13 protein-coding genes and 1 pseudogene are annotated in these 15429 nt (G+C 59.6%); 7 read left to right on the top strand and 7 right to left on the bottom strand.

Annotated elements, in window-relative coordinates; genetic code table 11:
- Nucleotides 1-114: 114 nt before the first annotated feature.
- Nucleotides 115-738 carry an MBL fold metallo-hydrolase gene (locus tag ACSFC7_RS26545; protein WP_436348335.1) on the bottom strand — a complete coding sequence of 208 codons (624 nt, stop codon included), beginning with the start codon at nt 736-738 and terminating at the stop codon, nt 115-117.
- 44 nt (nt 739-782) lie between these two features.
- Entirely contained in the window at nt 783-2327 is a 1545-nt protein-coding gene (locus ACSFC7_RS26550) for a class I adenylate-forming enzyme family protein (protein ID WP_436348337.1), read from the bottom strand.
- A 494-nt stretch (nt 2328-2821) separates the two neighbouring features.
- Between ACSFC7_RS26550 and ACSFC7_RS26555 the strand changes: the two genes are divergently transcribed.
- The 3 genes and pseudogenes from ACSFC7_RS26555 to ACSFC7_RS26565 all read left to right on the top strand — a co-directional run bounded on the left by ACSFC7_RS26555 (nt 2822) and on the right by ACSFC7_RS26565 (nt 4355).
- The gene (locus ACSFC7_RS26555) at nt 2822-3094 is read left to right on the top strand and encodes a hypothetical protein (protein ID WP_436348339.1); all 273 of its coding nucleotides are present in this window, start codon (nt 2822-2824) and stop codon (nt 3092-3094) included.
- 111 nt (nt 3095-3205) lie between these two features.
- Nucleotides 3206-3967 (top strand): annotated as a pseudogene (locus ACSFC7_RS26560) (IS5 family transposase); the annotation flags it as partial.
- A 217-nt stretch (nt 3968-4184) separates the two neighbouring features.
- Nucleotides 4185-4355: a hypothetical protein gene (locus tag ACSFC7_RS26565; protein ID WP_436348341.1), complete on the top strand. Its 171-nt coding sequence runs from the start codon at nt 4185-4187 to the stop codon at nt 4353-4355.
- Nucleotides 4356-4949: 594 nt separating this feature from the next.
- Here ACSFC7_RS26565 and ACSFC7_RS26570 read toward each other — a convergent pair.
- Nucleotides 4950-5690, bottom strand: coding sequence for an IclR family transcriptional regulator (locus ACSFC7_RS26570; RefSeq protein WP_436348343.1), 741 nt, complete (start codon nt 5688-5690; stop codon nt 4950-4952).
- A 143-nt stretch (nt 5691-5833) separates the two neighbouring features.
- On the opposite strand from ACSFC7_RS26570, the gene ACSFC7_RS26575 reads away from it, so the two are divergent.
- The 3 genes from ACSFC7_RS26575 (at nt 5834) to ACSFC7_RS26585 (ending at nt 10101) form a co-directional block, all read left to right on the top strand.
- Nucleotides 5834-6841, top strand: a complete 1008-nt coding sequence (locus ACSFC7_RS26575) for an amidohydrolase family protein (protein ID WP_436348345.1) — start codon at nt 5834-5836, stop codon at nt 6839-6841.
- A gap of 133 nt (nt 6842-6974) precedes the next feature.
- The gene (locus ACSFC7_RS26580) at nt 6975-7988 is read left to right on the top strand and encodes a TAXI family TRAP transporter solute-binding subunit (protein ID WP_436348347.1); all 1014 of its coding nucleotides are present in this window, start codon (nt 6975-6977) and stop codon (nt 7986-7988) included.
- Nucleotides 7989-8013: 25 nt separating this feature from the next.
- Entirely contained in the window at nt 8014-10101 is a 2088-nt protein-coding gene (locus tag ACSFC7_RS26585; RefSeq protein WP_436348348.1) for a TRAP transporter permease, read from the top strand.
- Nucleotides 10102-10106: 5 nt separating this feature from the next.
- Here ACSFC7_RS26585 and ACSFC7_RS26590 read toward each other — a convergent pair whose 3' ends face one another.
- The 4 genes from ACSFC7_RS26590 to ACSFC7_RS26605 form a co-directional block, all read right to left on the bottom strand.
- Nucleotides 10107-10868 (bottom strand): IclR family transcriptional regulator, encoded by a 762-nt coding sequence (locus ACSFC7_RS26590; RefSeq protein ID WP_436348349.1) that lies wholly within the window; start codon nt 10866-10868, stop codon nt 10107-10109.
- 543 nt (nt 10869-11411) lie between these two features.
- Nucleotides 11412-12128 carry an ABC transporter ATP-binding protein gene (locus ACSFC7_RS26595; RefSeq protein ID WP_436348351.1) on the bottom strand — a complete coding sequence of 239 codons (717 nt, stop codon included), beginning with the start codon at nt 12126-12128 and terminating at the stop codon, nt 11412-11414.
- Nucleotides 12129-12905 (bottom strand): ABC transporter ATP-binding protein, encoded by a 777-nt coding sequence (locus ACSFC7_RS26600; RefSeq protein WP_436348352.1) that lies wholly within the window; start codon nt 12903-12905, stop codon nt 12129-12131. It lies immediately after the preceding gene.
- 15 nt (nt 12906-12920) lie between these two features.
- Nucleotides 12921-13991: a branched-chain amino acid ABC transporter permease gene (locus tag ACSFC7_RS26605; RefSeq protein ID WP_436348354.1), complete on the bottom strand. Its 1071-nt coding sequence runs from the start codon at nt 13989-13991 to the stop codon at nt 12921-12923.
- 187 nt (nt 13992-14178) lie between these two features.
- On the opposite strand from ACSFC7_RS26605, the gene ACSFC7_RS26610 reads away from it, so the two are divergent.
- The gene (locus ACSFC7_RS26610) at nt 14179-15429 is read left to right on the top strand and encodes an ABC transporter substrate-binding protein (protein WP_436348356.1); all 1251 of its coding nucleotides are present in this window, start codon (nt 14179-14181) and stop codon (nt 15427-15429) included.

Raw genomic sequence — 15429 nt, forward strand, 5'->3', positions numbered from 1 at the left:
TACATTGCATAGAGAGCCAGTCCCTCTTTAACGTTTCCGTATAATATACATTTCCTCGTAGTACGATATCCTACAGAAGCGTTACCGGACATTCGACGGTCCGTTGCCGAGCGGCTACGGCTTCCCGGCGAAGTCGACAAACGCCTTGAGTTTGTCCCGCGCGTCCGAACGCACGGACGAGCCGTGGAAGACGAGTCCGGCTTCGAACTCGTACTCGAGGAGTCGCTCGAGGTTCTCGTCGGCCGCGGCGAGGTCCTCGGAGAAGAAGGCCGTCGGGAGGACGAAGTGACCCTCCGGCAGTCCGCGGGCGTCGGACCCGAAGACGGCGTCGCCCAGGATCGCGTAGTCGTCGGCCTCGTCGATCAGAGCGTGATGGTCCGGCGTATGTCCCGGGACGTGAACGGCGGTGAACGAACCGATCTCGTCCCCGTCGGCGTAGCGGTCATCGACGAGTCCGTCGTCGACGTCCGTCTCCTCGGGAACGAACGTCCGGACGTCGTAGCGTTCTCTGACGGCCTCGAGTCCGCCGACGTGATCGCCGTCGCCGTGAGTGATGATCACGCGTTCGGGCTCGAGACCGATCTCGTCGATCGCCTCGAAGAGCGTCTCGGTCGTATCCGGCAGGCCGGTGTCGATGAGCGTCGGGACGTCATCGTCGACGAGAAACGCGCGATACCGGGCGTTTCCGTCGTCCTGTACCGTGAGATCGTATACGTTCGAGAGGAGTTCCATGTACATCAGTCGTCTACTACCAGGAAGACGGTAATAAAAAAACCGGGTCGCTATTCGTCGAAGTATTCGGTGTAGACCGTCTCTCGCTCGACGGTTCCGGTATCGGTCCGGGGCAGTGGCTCGTCCGTCAGCACGTACTCGCGGGGGCGCTTGAAGTCGGCGAGTTGATCGTGATCCCGACAGAACTGGTCGAGGTCGTCTTCGTCGAGAACGTTCGACTCGTTGCAGACGACGCAGGTGACGCGGTGGCCCCACTGTTCGTCCTCGAGACCGAGGACGACGGCCTCATCGACGTCCTCGTGGGCTTCGACCACCTCCTCGACTTCCTCCGGATAGATGTTCTCGCCGCCGCTGACGATCATGTTGTCGACGCGGCCGATGATGTACAGGAAGCCGTCCTCGTCGACTTCGGCGCAGTCGCCGGTCCGGATCCAACCGTCGACCAGCAGCCGTTCGGTCTCCTCGGGACGGTCCATGTAGCCGTCACACGTCCCGGGGCCGCGGACGAGTACCTCCCCCGTCTCGCCGGGGTCGACGATCGCCGAGGGATCCGGATCCTCGTCTGGTTCGGCGGCTTCGACGACTCGAACCTCCGACATAAACGACTCCTTGCCGATCGATCCCGTGTGTTCGTCTTGCACCGACGGATGCGCGAACGTCAGGTTCGGTCCACCCTCGGTCAGTCCATACGTGTTGTAGACGCCTCTAGTCAGCTGTTCGGACGCTTTCTCTACGAGCGACTCCGTGACGATCGAGCCGCCGGTCCGGATGTACGACAGCGTCTCGATGTTGTAGTCGGCCTCGCGCTGTCGGTCCGCTAACGCGTGCAGTTGCGTCGGAACGGCGAGGACACCGGTCACGTCGTGTTCTTCGATGAGTCGAAGTGACTCGTCGGACTCGAACTCGGACTGGACGACCAGCGTCGCGCCGGCTTGAATGTGCGGGAGGACCCAGGCGTCACAGGTCACCATGTGATACCACGGCGTCGTGACCAGCGCCGTGTCCGTCTCGTCGATCCCCATCTCCATGATCACCTGCGTGCTGCCGTGCCAGAGCTGCTCCTGGTCGAAGAGAACGGCCTTCGGCGTGCTCGTCGTGCCGCTGGTGTAGAAGACGCCGTGTTCGTAGTCGGGATGGGGCTCGACGGCGTCGGTCGACGTGTCCGAGAGGACGACCTCGTATGATTCGACGGCGTCGTGTTCGATAGACTGGTCGCCGGCGTGAATTCCCGCGTCGATCTCCGTTCGATTGAGGACCTCGAGCGCCTTCTCCGTGTTCGCGTCGTCGAAGACGAGGAGGTTCGTGTCGGTCGGCTCGAGCATCGCGACCAGCCCACCCGGACTGTCGCGGAACGGAAGCTGCACGTTGCCAATTCCCCGCTTCTGGCTCGCGATCATCGTCTCGATCGCCGCCGGCCCGTTGACGGCGAGTGTGGCCACTCGCTGATCGGCCGCGCGCTCGTTCAGTGCGTTGGCGAGTCGGGTCGTGCGGTCGTCAAGTTCCCCGTACGTCATCGACCGACCATTGTCGGAAATGATCGCCGTGTCCGACGTATGTCGCCGAACAGTGCGATTGAAGGTATCGACGAAATTCATACAGACTATGTGTGGTGACCGTTAGCGAGGGTTATAACGATTGTGGAACAACCTATCATGCGGCGGGCGTTTAAGCGGTTGTGTAACTCGTGAGTCGGGCTCTGTGCTGTCTTTTCTCCACCGACGCGACAGGGGCCGTCGACGACCACATTGATGTACTGCGGCCGAGCACATCTCTGCGTGTACGAACGGCCGCTCTCGTCGCAGACACGGGTCGAACGGCGGATTCGCGGGCTCTGGCACCACGTCCAGCCCATCTTTCTGCTTCCGGGGGCGGCGATGTCCGGATTCGGGGAACTGCTTGCCGCGGAGCTCGCGGTTGCGCCGGCGGCCGTGCACGCGCTCGCGGTCTGCCATCGCCGTCTACGTCGCGCACCTGAAAGACGGCTACGTCGACTACTACGTTCGCGGGGAAGACGACACGAATCCGCTCGAGCCCGCGGAAATCCGGGCTGCCATCCGGCACCTCGACGGTGCTGTTTGGCCTCTGTCTGTTGGCACTCTGGACCGTTTCAGGCGCTCTGGCTGTCGTCCTCACGGCACCGCTGCTCGCACTCGGCTACTTCCACGCGCCACAACTGGACACGCATACCGTACCCGCGACCGTCGACTATCCGATCGGAATCGCCCTCGCGACGGCCGGCGGGTACGCCACGCAGACAGGGGCCGTCAGCGATACCGTCGTTGCCGTCTGTCTCGTCTTCGGTTTCCTCCTCGCTGCGATCAACGTCATGCTCGACCGGATCGATTACCATGGCCTTGTTTAGACGCTCAAACGTTAGCAGTGCAGAGTCGATCGAATTCGTATCGTCGTACTAGTAGCTCGAGAGAAATACCAAATCTACTAGGAAGTAAAGCGGGACGGGTTCGTTGTGCACATGAAGACCTCCCGCTTCACAGAGAGGATTGTGTCGCTCGCTCAAAAAGCCGTCGTTGGACAGCCAGTTCCGGCTTACCGTCCGGGAGAAGAAGGCTACGCTGACTGGGTGATTCTCGCCGTTCAGGGACTGAAAGAGTATCTCGGCCATCCGTACCGGAAGCTGATGGACGTCCTCCGCGAGATGCCGAGGGTGGCGAAATCACTCGGATTGACGCCTGAAACGGTCCCACACTTCTCAACGGTGTGTACGCGAAAGCAGGCGATTCCGATGAAGCGGTGGCGAGCGATCCTCGATCAGTCCGTCGAACTGTATGATCTCGGTAATGTGCAGGCGATCGACGCAACCGGTGTCGATCGCGTCCAGGCCAGCCAGCACTACGCAAAACGGACGGACTACACGTTCGAGGCGGTGAAGACGACGCTGCTCATTGATTGTGAAACCAGTGCGATTCTCGATATACACTGTTCAATGAAACAACCGCACGATACGCAAGTCGGCTGGCAGGTGTTAGTGCGGAATCTCGGCGATCTGACGACTGTCGCTACCGATAAGGGCTACGACTGGGAGGAGCTTCGCACGAGGTTGCGTGCGGAAAGTATTACGCCGCTGATTCCGCAGCGAGATCCTGGGATGCGGGGGTGGGCGAGAAATTTGCTCATCAAGGATCGGGCGTACCACCTTTGCTCGAACGCTGAATCGGTGTTTTTCGGTCTCCGGCGCAGATACGGCGATACGCTCTGGTCGAGAACCTGGTTCGGTTAATCCCGTGAACTTGTCATGAAATCCGCGGTCCGCAACATCGAACGCGCCATCGAGGACTCACAGCCGTGAAATCACGCGTTCAAACAAGGCCGATTACCATCACGATCGCCGCGTCGCGAAGCGGACGCTGCCGGTCGCGCTCGGCCCCGCTCGAGCCCTGCGCATCGCCTGGGTGCTCGTTTCGATCAGCCTCTGCCTGCTAGCGATCTCAAGTGTGACCGGCGTGCTCCCCGCGAGTGCACTGCTCGCGGGACTCGTTCTCGGTGGCGTCTCGGTCGGCTGTCTCATTCGGCCGCCGGAACCGGAGCGCCTCGTCGGATTGTTCATCGGTGCGACGTACGTTTTCGGGGCGATACTCTTTCTCTCGATTCGCGTCGTCGGCTGAGACGGTCCGCTGTCCTGACGTCTCGGAACCTGACGGACGGATCGCTGTTGCGCCGAAAATGACTACGGCAGTGCGTGCGAATGGTTGCAGAACTGTATGGCGAACGCTTCTGGCTTGTCCCTTTGCTCCTGTGTCTGTTTCTGTGGAGACTGTATTCGGTCGGTTTTCATCCGAGCTGTCACGCACAGGAATAGCCGTTTCTCAAGGGCGAACGAAGATGCGGGGAACTATTAACTACCGAAAGATTGATGTGCAGAAATCGAATTCTCTAATTAGAACGATCGGATACTGATTCAGAGTCGAGTTGATTCTGAATGTTAGCAAAATTACGCAACACAAGTACGAATATTTTACGTCTTATGATGTATTGTTTCTTGATGGCGAATTCACTGTCTCCGTACGCGGTTCCGTTCCCGTCACACTCGTTTTCGGTTTCGCCAGTCGCGGTTGCTGTCAGGTAGTTTCTCGAGCGACCGGTCAGATGAGCATCCGAACTCACCGAACTCGTTCGACTATTTCGGATCTAGTCGCTCGAACCCTCCTTGTGATAGACGGCTTCTTTACAAGCATACTAATGTAATATACTGGGTTTGATTACTGATTCTGCAGATTGACTTCGATCGTGTTCGACGCCGTCTGCAACTTCTTGATCACCGATTCTTGCACTGAAGACTGTGTCATCTGTTTTAGCGGCCCCACGACGGACAACGTGCCGGACAGTTCGTTCTCGGTAAAAATCGGAACGGCGATAGCCATTAACTTCGGTTTGAACTCCTCGTACGCGAACGAGACCTCCTCGGAGCGGGCTTTCTCGACCTGTTTTGCGACTTCCTCTCGATCGGTAATCGTCTTCTTGGTGTACTCCTCAAGCGTTCCGATGTCGTCGATAGAAACGTCTGTGAACGCGAGTGCAAGTTTGCCCGAGACGGTCGCGTGGTGCGGTAACATCATTCCCGGGTGCATCTTGAGCGTCATGTTCTCGTTTTTGTTGACGTTGTAGACGACGACGGGCTGGTCGTTCTCGATCGTCGTCAACGTCGCCTGTTCTTCGACCTTGCTGGCCAGGTCTTCGACGACGGACTCGCCGGCGTCGTAGAGGTCCATCTTCTCTCGCGTTCGTTCGCCGATTCCTAACATTGCCGCACTGATGGAGTAGATTCCGTTCTCGTTTACGAGATATTCGAGTCCCTTGAGCGTCGAGAGGTAGCTGTGGACGGTACTCAGCGGAACATCGAGTTCGTCGCTGATCTCGCTCGGGGAGGCGGACTGGACCACAGACAGGTATTCCAGTATTTCGAACGTCGTTTCGATGGTCGATAGCTGTGATTGTGCCATGATACCGTCCTACAATTCCATCTCACTTAAAGTGTGGGTATCCCATACTGTCGGACCCAATATTGCACCATCAACCCGTGAAATAAGGCGTCTCACCTTCCCACCAAAACATTTTTATCCTTTCCTTCGGAACGTGGTAACGGATGACAGAGAAAATAGACGCGTTTTCGCACGTCCTTACGGACGACATCTACGAAGCGCTCCAAGACCTCGCCCCGTCACACGACAAACATCCCCCGGATCTCCTGTTCCTGGAGAACGTCGACGAGCGAATCGAGCACCTCGATCGCCTGGGCGTCGACCGCCAGGTTATCACGCAGGCGGAACCTCGCGTCTGGCCACACACCACGCCGGACGCGGACGAAGCGCTGGAGGCGACACGACTCGGAAACGACGAGGTCCGGCGCTATGCCGACGAGAATCCGGACCGGTTTGTTCCCGTCGGTACTGTTCCGTTCCTGACCGGCGAGTACGTCGACGAGTTCGAGCGCTGCGTGAACGAACTAGATATGGCCGGCATCCAGATTTTCTCGAACATCAACGGCGAACTGCTCGATAGCGAGGAGTTCTATCCGTTCTTCGAGGCCGTCAACGACGCCGACGTCCCGGTCTGGATCCACCCGCAGTTTTACCAGTGGCACGACTTCGATCCCGAGGACCACTGGATCTACAACATGATCGGGTGGCCGTTCGACTCGTCCGTCGCCATTGCTCGGCTCGTATTCAACGGCGTGCTAGACGAGTTCGAGAACCTCGAGATCATCACCCACCACCTGGGCGGAGTCCTTCCGTACCTCGACGAACGAATGCACTCGTGGATCCAGACGAGAAAGGAGTACGCCGGGACGGACCACGCGGGGACGTACACGGGAACCGAAGCGATCGAGTCGCTCTCGGAACCGATCGATTCGTACTTCGATCGCGTCTACGCGGACACCGCCGTGAGCAGCCAACGGAAACAACACACGCTCGAGAGCGGGTACGAGTTCTTTGGCGCCGACAACGTCCTGTTCGGCGCGGATCTTCCGTTCGGGCCGGGCGAGGGCGTCGCATGGATGGAGAACACGATCCCGTCGATCGAGAATATGGACATTCCGGAGTCCGAAAAAGAGCAGATATTCGCAGGGAACATTAAATCCCTGATCGAATAATTCGACGCGGTCGGCTAGCTGCTCAACTCCTCTTATTGAAACGAGGGTCGATAGAACAGTGGACGCTCGAACTAACGACCTCGACGCCAAAGGATTTAATACATATAAGGAATAAGTGCTGGTCAGACTGTACATGGTTAACAGGAGGCAATTCATCAGCGCAGTTGGAAGTGCAGGAATCGTCGGTGCCGCAGGGTGCCTGACGGAAGACGACGGTGGGGCGGGAGCGGAGGGAGAGTTCATCTTCGCGACAACCGGCGAAGGTGGCTCGATGTATCCCGCCGCGCAGGGACTCGGTACCGCAATCGATGAGAACACGGATCTCACTATCGACACCCGTCCGTCCGACGGAACCGACGCGAACATGGGCCTGTTGGACCGAAACGAGGCCGATATGACATTGATCTCGCTCGAGACGTGGAACAACTTCCGCGAGGAGAACGAGCCCTTCAACGAACTCGACGTCGAGATTCAGCAGCTAACCCACTTCGTTTCCCTCAGTTTGACCCCCATCGCCCGCGACGATATGGGCTGGGACAATCTGACCGACATGGAGCCAGGGACCGAGCTGTTCCCGTCGCCACTGGGTTCGGGGGCGGCCCGACTCGTCGAGTATGCCCTCGAAGAGCACATCACCGACGACTTCGAGTTCGTGCCGACGGGCCTCGACGGCTCTGCGAGCGCGCTCGCGGAGGGCGGGATCGACCTCGTGATGGGCGGTGTCATCAATGGGGAACTCCCCGCACCGAACGTTCAAGAGATCGGTCCGTCGGTCGACTCCGCAGTGCTCGAGATGCCGACCGACGATATGGACGCCGATCCGAACCTGGAGATGTCCGAAGGCGATCCGGAGACCCTCGAGGATATCGGCGGTTACGTCAGTGTTCCCGATCCGGTTCACTACCTCGATATGACCTACAGTGTCGTCGTCGAGGAGGGACACAACGACGATGACGTATACGACTTTGTCGAATCGATGCACGAACTGCGAGACGACCTGGGCGAGTATCACGCAGCCCTCGCCCCCTTCGAAGACGACGAGCACATGCTGAACGCGCCGATGCAGGACTTACCGTTCCACCCTGCAGCCGCGGACTACTACGAAGACGCCGGTATCTGGAACGATGACCTGATCCGTGGCGACTAACGCCGGCACCCATTGACGAATACACATGAACACCAACGCGATAACCGCATACAGACCCACGCGCGACTCGACAAGGAAGTCGATCGCCGTTCTCACGTATTTGCTCGGGATTGGGCTCGCCATTTTTACGCTGTACTACGCGTACACTCGGTCGATGATGCGGGTCAAGTTCGCGAATCTCTTCCTCGGGTTCGGGTTGGCGATCTTCTACTTTCGAGAGTACCTCGGCCCCGAAGCGAACGACCAACTGCTCACCGGTCAACTGCTAAACGAGGGGCTCTCGAGTGGGACCAGCGGCGTTTGGGACCGAATTCCCCACGGTCACGCGCTCAACGCCGCCATCTGTGTGCTGTTCGGTGTCGCCTCGATCTGCAGTAGCCTCTACGTCCACGCCAATTTCGATCGATACATCTACGAATCGGCCGTCGCTGGCTACCAGCCGCTGGATATCCTCATCGGCGGGCTCGTGATCGTCCTCACCCTCGAGGCGACGCGTCGCGCGTTCGGGGCGGTGATAACGGTCGTGATCATGACGGCGATGGGGTACGCACTCGCTGGCCCCGTCCTGCCGGGACTGTTCTATCACAGCGGGATGAGCGTCGATTTCCTCATCGAAAACGTCGCGCTCGGATCGTCCGGCGTCTACGGCTTCATCCTCGAGGTTGGGACGACCTGGGTCGCGATTTTCATCCTCTTTGCCGGCATCGCGAAGGTGTACGGAGCGATGGATTACATGCGCAAGCTGAGCCACGAGATTCGCAAGAAGTTCCGCACAGGATTCGTCCTGCCGGCGATCAGTGCGAGTATGTTCATGGGGTCGCTCACCGGCGCCTCCGCCGCGAACGTCGCGACGACGGGGTCCTTTACGATTCCGATGATGAAAGATCAGGGGATCGACTCCCGGTACGCCGGTGCCGTTGAATCGATGGCCTCGACCGGCGGACAGATCCTTCCGCCGGTTATGGGAACGGCCGCGTTCCTGATGGCGGACATCATCGACGTCTCGTACGTCGACGTGATGTTCGCTGGGCTCCTCCCGGCGGTCCTGTTTTACTTCGCCGTCACGCTAACGACGGTTCTCGTGGTGTACAAGTACGGGTGGATCGTACAGGACTCCTCTTCGGTCGAGTGGGAGATCCTGCTCAAAGGCGGAAAGTACGCCGTGCCGATCTTCGTTATCATCTACTACCTCGTCGAAGTCCGCGCGACGCCGCTGACCGCTGGGCTATGGGCGATCGTGTCCATCATCGCGATCGAATTCCTGCTGAGCGTGATCTCGAGTCGCGAGTCGACGGAGACGGAGGCGACCGACGACTCGGCGCGGTCATCGCCGCAGTCGATGGGGAAGGCTGCCGTCGCGAACGTCGCCGAGACCGGACGAAAGACGCTGGACGCATTGAACCGGGGGATCGTCGAAATGGTCCCGCTACTCGGCGTGTTAGCGACGATCGGGATCGTCATCGAGGTGTTCAACCGGACGGGATTCTCCCAACGACTGAGTTCGTTCCTCGTCTCCTTCGGCGGCGAGTCGCTCCTGATCATGCTCGTCATCGCGATGGTCGCTAGCATCCTGTTCGGTCTTGGGATGCCGACGCCAGCCGCGTATACGATCGTCGCGATTCTGGTCGCACCCGCGCTCACGGCGTTGGGGATCGAAGCGATCGTCGCACACATGTTCGTCTTCTACTTCGCGATGCTGTCGGCGATCACGCCACCAGTCGCGCTGGCAGTCGTCGTGGCGTCACGGATCGCCGGAGCGCGGTTCATTCCGACGGCGATCGTGACGCTGTTTATGGGACTCGGAGCGATCATCGTTCCGTTCGTGTTCGTTTACAACCCGGAACTCGTCGTCTGGTCGACTCCGCTCGCGACGGCGATGACGATGGGATTGGCACTGCTCGGTATCACCGCCGTTGCGATCGCTTCGACGGGGTACGTCGTCGGCGAAACGCTCTCGGTGGTCGGACGCGCGATTTTCGGCGGTCTCGCGCTCGTCCTGTTCTTCGTTCCGGAGCCAGCGGTGCAACTGATCGCTGTGGCTGTACTCGTCGTCTTCGCGCTGACAGCGTATCTGAACACGGTTCGGATCCCGCTAGTGTACCACCGAAACTAGCGCGATCACGTTCCGTACCGATACTTGATCGTGATCGAATCGATTGTTCCTCGCAGTTCCTGTAACAGTTTCGTCTGGTAGGCTTCGTCCTGAATGCGGCCGGTCGGGCCCGCGATGCCGACTGCGCCCTCGAGTTGCCCGTCGATTTCGATCGGCGCACCGATCAGCCCCATCCCCTGGACCTGCTGGTTCCAGTCGACGGCGTAGCCGCGCTCGCGGACGGTCTCGAGCTCCGCGCGCAGTCGATTCTCGTCGGTGATCGTCGCCGACGTCAGGGGGGTGAGACCGTGGGTCTCGATGATCTCGTCCGTCCGTTCCGGCGGGAGGTTCGCGAGGATCGCCTTCCCGGTCGCGTTCGAGTGAAGCGGCGTGATCATCCCCGAGTAGATTCCGAGCTCGAGGGACCGATCACCGGTCTCCTTGTGGAGAATTACCGACTGCCCTGCTTCCTCGATGACTAGCGTCACGAGCTCGCCGGTCTCCATCGCGAGGTCCCGAAGCTTCGCCTCGGAGGCCTGAAAGAGGCTGTTTCGGTGTTTGATCCGCGACCCCGTCGAGAGGAACTGGTGGCTGAGTCGGTACTCCCCGCCGTCGTTGACGACGTAGCCCGTCTCCTCGAGCGTTCGGAGATAGACGTGCGCTGTACTCTTCGGCACGTCCATGCGCCTCGCGACGGCAGAGGGACCGGCGCCGTTTACCTCCCAGAGGACGGTTAGCACATCGAACGCTCGAAGAACTGAGGACATCGGCGGTGTGGCGTCGGTCATACCGGTACATTCGCCTCACGCTTCTTAAATCGTCCGATCATATCAGACGAATCTGATTCCCGTACTCGGTGTCAACGCAGCCATCGATCTGGAGGTCCGTCGCAAATGAATCCTGCAGTAATGCGGTACCAAGGCCCACGGGATTTTTACACAGGTACTTTCGTAATAAGCCGTAGAACTGGCCGAGCCTTCCCCGAGCGGCTATTCCCCGTCTACTAATGCTGGATGGCCGTCGGGGACGATGAACTCGGTACCTGTTACCGATATCTCCCCGAACAGTACGGGCCGAATATGGCAGGTGGTGCCGTCTCAGTCGTCTCACCGTACTGTTCTGCATACTCCCGAGAAGGCGGTGAATGCGGTTCGATATCTCCCGGTCCCACCACCTGTTACCCTTCTAAGGAGTACGGTAGTCCGTCCGATAACGCGAATCGTCCATGATACTCAGACGGAAGTCGCGAACGAGAAGTAACCGCAGTTGCTCACTGATATCGCGCGAACCGAACCGCTCCAACGCGCTCCAAGAGCGGAGTGGGCGTCGGCTCAGCCGCCGATGTAGGATTCGACGAGGTCATCGGACTGGAGCTCGGCCGTCGTTCCGGATCGTTGTACGCGTCCGTTTTCGAGGAGGGCGAGCCGGTCGGCATGCTCGAGCGCGAAGGTGAGGTTCTGTTCGCAGAGCAAGATCGTGACGTCGAGTTCGCGGATCGACGTCAGCGCCTCGCTAATATCCTGCAGGACGACCGGTGCCAGCCCGATCGATGGCTCGTCCAGAATGAGAAACTCGGGATCGCTCATCAGCCCGCGACCGAGCGACAGCATCTGTTGTTCACCGCCGCTCAGACTTTCCGCCTCCTGGGTACGCCGCTCCTCGAGACGCGGAAACAGTTCGAAGACCTCCGCGAGACGATCTTCTTCGCCGTCGTCGTTCAGGAAGGAGCCGAGGCGCAGGTTCTGCTCGACGGACATCTGCCCGAACAGGTTCCGACGCTCGGTGCAGTAGAACAGTCCGTTTTCGATCAGCGTCGGCGTATCGTTCTCCGCGACCTCCAGTCCGCGGTACGTGACCGAACCCTCGTACTCGAGGAAGCCACCGATCGTATCGACTAACGTCGATTTGCCCGCGCCGTTCGGACCGATGACCCCGATCGTTTCTCCGCGTTGAACCTCGAGATTGACGTCGTTGAGAGCCGTCACCTTGCCGTACGAGACCGTGAGATCCGAGACGGAGAGTATCGGTTCGTTCGAACCGGTCGCCATCTAGAGCTCACCTCCGAGGTAGGCTTCCTGAACGGTCGGGTCGTCTTTGATCGTCGTTGGTGATCCTTCGGCGATCTTCTCACCGAACGAGATGACGATGACGCGATCGACGAGATCGAGCAAGCCGTGCATGTTGTGGTCGATTACGACCAGCGTCATACCCTCCTCGCGAAGCGACGTGAACAGGTCGGCGCTGCGTTCGATCTCCTCGGTGGTGAGTCCGGCGAACGGTTCGTCGACCAACAGCAGATCCGGGTCGGTCCCGAGTGCGCGTCCGATCTCCAGCCGGAGCATTCCGGCGTGGGGGAGTTCGTCCGGCGTCTGGTCGGCTACGTCCTCCAGTCCGACCTGTTCGCAGATTTCTCGCGCCCGCTGTTCCGTGTCCGCGCGGAAATCCGACAGCGAGAACAACGAGTTGGGCATCTGTGAGAGCGCGATGTTCTCGAGTACCGTCCGATCGTTCAGCGGTCGAAACGTCTGGTACGTCCGGGCGATCCCCTTCTCGACGAGGGAGTGTTGTGGCTGTCCGGTAACGTCCTCACCGCGGTAGTAGATCGATCCGTCGGTCGGCGGTATCGTTCCGGAAACGCAGTCGAACGTCGTTGACTTCCCGGCACCGTTCGGACCGATGAATCCGAGGATCTCTCGCTCGCGAACGGTAAACGAGAGCGAATCGACTGCGGTGACGTTCCCGAACCGCTTGGTGACGTTCTCGAGTCGCAGGACGTCGGTTGCCTGTGCGTCGTCGTGGGTCGATTGTGTTGAATGTGTACTCATGAGTACGTGTCTCCGTCAGTCTCGATCAGGATGATGGTTCGTCGCACCGTTGCGTTGGTTCCATCGGTCGCGTACGTAGCGGCTCAGATCAGTGAGCCACGGAAGCGCACCCTTCGGCAGGAAAAACAGGACGAGCAGTGCGATACCGAAGAACAGTACCATCGAGATGTGACCGACCGTCGTGTCGAGGATCGGGATCGTCACGGAACTGGTCTGAAGTGCGTCCCGCACGAAGTAGTAGATAATTCCCGCCGCGGCGGGGCCCGCGATCGTCCCCATACCGCCGAGGATACTGACCAGGACAACCTCGATGCTGACGGTGATATCGAGGATTTCTCCCGGATTCGGTTCGCCGACGCTGTGAACGAATGCGGCCCCCGCCAGTCCGCCGATGGTCCCGCTCATCGTGAACGCAAACACCTTGAACTTCGCCGCGTTGATCCCGACGGATCGAACCGCGTCTTCGTCCTCGTGAATTGCCGTGAAGATCGAGCCGATGTACGACCGCGTGAACACGTAGAAGAGGGCGAATATCGCCAGGAACAGCAACAGCGCGAGATAGTAGTACGCGATCACCTGCTGTTCGAACGCCGTTTCGAACCCGATCGTTGAAAGGATGGCGATGGGTTCGTCGATCGAGACCAGTCCTGCCGGACTCGGCAGTCCTGCGTCCCCACCGAACGTCCCGGGGAAGATGTTGACGATTTGAACGAGCACGATCGGCGCGATCAGCGTGATGAGCGCCAGATACGGTCCCTCGAGTCGGAGTGCCGGGAAGCCGACGGCGAGTCCCGCGATGCCCGCTGCGACCGTCCCGGCGAGAATCGCGAGCACCGGCGTCAGACCGAGTTCGAGATTGAGAACGGCCGCGGTGTACCCGCCGATCCCGAAGAACATGCTGTGTCCGAAACTCAACTGCCCGGTGTAGCCGGAGACGTAGTCCCAGCTCATCGCGAACATCCCGATGAATAGCGCCGCCGTGAGCTGTCTCAACGTGAGTATCGGAAGGAGGAACGGCGCCGAAATGAGCCCAACGAGGCAAACGATGCCGACGATGTGTCGTGGTTCGAAATCTACCCGTGTCATGTGATCACGTAATTTCGAGAGTATATATCTGATGCGCCCCCATATATTTTACTACCCCGATACGACTCCGCGCTACCGGCACGTACCTCGACGTCGTCCCCTATCTTCCGATACATTTATTTGATGCTAGCGACACTCGCTTCATATGCGTGGCAATAAAATACATACCACAGGAAACTCTCGAAGAATGAACAGACGGCAGTTCGTCGGTCTCGCCGGTGTCGGTGCAACCGCCTCGCTCGCCGGCTGTATCGGTGGGATGGGCGATAGTGACGACGACGAGATCAAAATCGGCCTCCTCGCGTACGATCCCGGAAGTGCTCCCCAGGGGACCGCACAGGAGCAGGCTGCCGAACTGGCCGTCTCCGACCTCAACGACGACGGTGGTGTCCTCGGTGAGGACGTCGAGTTGCTCGTGGCGGACACGCAGGGAAATTCCTCGACCGCCGCGGATCGGTACCTCGAGTTCGTCGTCGAGGAAAACGTCGACGTGACCGCGGGCGTGTTCAACACGGAGGTGATGACCGGTCTCATGTCGGATATCGCCGACCACGAGGTCATCCACCTGAGCGGCGGCCACACCTCGCCGACGATCGCCGAAATGCTCGCGGACGATTACGAGCGGTACAAGTACCAGTTCCGCCCGTACGGGAACGCGACCCACTGGATCGCGTCGATCGCCGATCTGGCCGGTCACATGCAAGACGAAGGGAACTGGGAGCGGGTCGCGTTGCTCAACGAGGAGTTCGAGTGGACGCAGTCGTTTACGGACGTGCTCCCCGACTTGCTCGAAGACGAAGGTCTCGAGGTCCTGTCCAACGAGCGGTATCCGGCGGACACGGAGAACTTCACGCCGCTGTTCGACAATATCGAGAGCGAGGACGCCGACGCCGTCGTCATGGCACAGGCCCACAGCGCCGGTCCGGCGATGATCCAGTGGCGCCAGGAGGAACGGGAGTTCGCGATGTGCGGGCAGATCTCTCAGATCATCGATCCGGGAGCCTACGAGGCGTTCGATGGCGACAACCAGTACGCGATCAGTAACGCGCCCGCAGTTCACACCGCTGATCTCTCCGATCAGACGACCGATTTCGCGGAGCGCTATCACGACGAGTTCGACGTCTATCCGAACGACGCCTTCTCGTACGCGACGTACGACGCGATCATGATGTGGGCCGAAGTCGTCGAAGAAGAAGAGACGACCGACTCCGAGGAGATCGTTCCGGCGCTGGCCGACGCATCCTACGAGGGGACGCGCGGCCTGATCGAGTTCAACGACGAGGATCACGAGTTCCCACACGACGCGAAATTCGGCGAGGAGTACCTCCAGCGGATCAACTTCCAGTGGCAGGAGGAAGACGACGGCGAAGGTATCCAGCAGGTCATCCACCCCGAGGACCTGGCGACATCGGACTACCAGGAGCCCGAGTGGTTCTAA

The organism is Natronorubrum halobium (assembly GCF_051351675.1).
Lineage (GTDB): Archaea > Halobacteriota > Halobacteria > Halobacteriales > Natrialbaceae > Natronorubrum.

Bases quoted from the DNA above. Each gene is read 5' to 3' on its own strand.
- ACSFC7_RS26545 (WP_436348335.1), bottom strand. From the start codon at position 738: ATGTACATGGAACTCCTCTCGAACGTATACGATCTCACGGTACAGGAC.
- ACSFC7_RS26550 (WP_436348337.1), bottom strand. From the start codon at position 2,327: ATGAATTTCGTCGATACCTTCAATCGCACTGTTCGGCGACATACGTCG.
- ACSFC7_RS26570 (WP_436348343.1), bottom strand. From the start codon at position 5,690: ATGGCACAATCACAGCTATCGACCATCGAAACGACGTTCGAAATACTG.
- ACSFC7_RS26575 (WP_436348345.1), top strand. From the start codon at position 5,834: ATGACAGAGAAAATAGACGCGTTTTCGCACGTCCTTACGGACGACATC.
- ACSFC7_RS26580 (WP_436348347.1), top strand. From the start codon at position 6,975: ATGGTTAACAGGAGGCAATTCATCAGCGCAGTTGGAAGTGCAGGAATC.
- ACSFC7_RS26585 (WP_436348348.1), top strand. From the start codon at position 8,014: ATGAACACCAACGCGATAACCGCATACAGACCCACGCGCGACTCGACA.
- ACSFC7_RS26590 (WP_436348349.1), bottom strand. From the start codon at position 10,868: ATGACCGACGCCACACCGCCGATGTCCTCAGTTCTTCGAGCGTTCGAT.
- ACSFC7_RS26595 (WP_436348351.1), bottom strand. From the start codon at position 12,128: ATGGCGACCGGTTCGAACGAACCGATACTCTCCGTCTCGGATCTCACG.
- ACSFC7_RS26600 (WP_436348352.1), bottom strand. From the start codon at position 12,905: ATGAGTACACATTCAACACAATCGACCCACGACGACGCACAGGCAACC.
- ACSFC7_RS26605 (WP_436348354.1), bottom strand. From the start codon at position 13,991: ATGACACGGGTAGATTTCGAACCACGACACATCGTCGGCATCGTTTGC.
- ACSFC7_RS26610 (WP_436348356.1), top strand. From the start codon at position 14,179: ATGAACAGACGGCAGTTCGTCGGTCTCGCCGGTGTCGGTGCAACCGCC.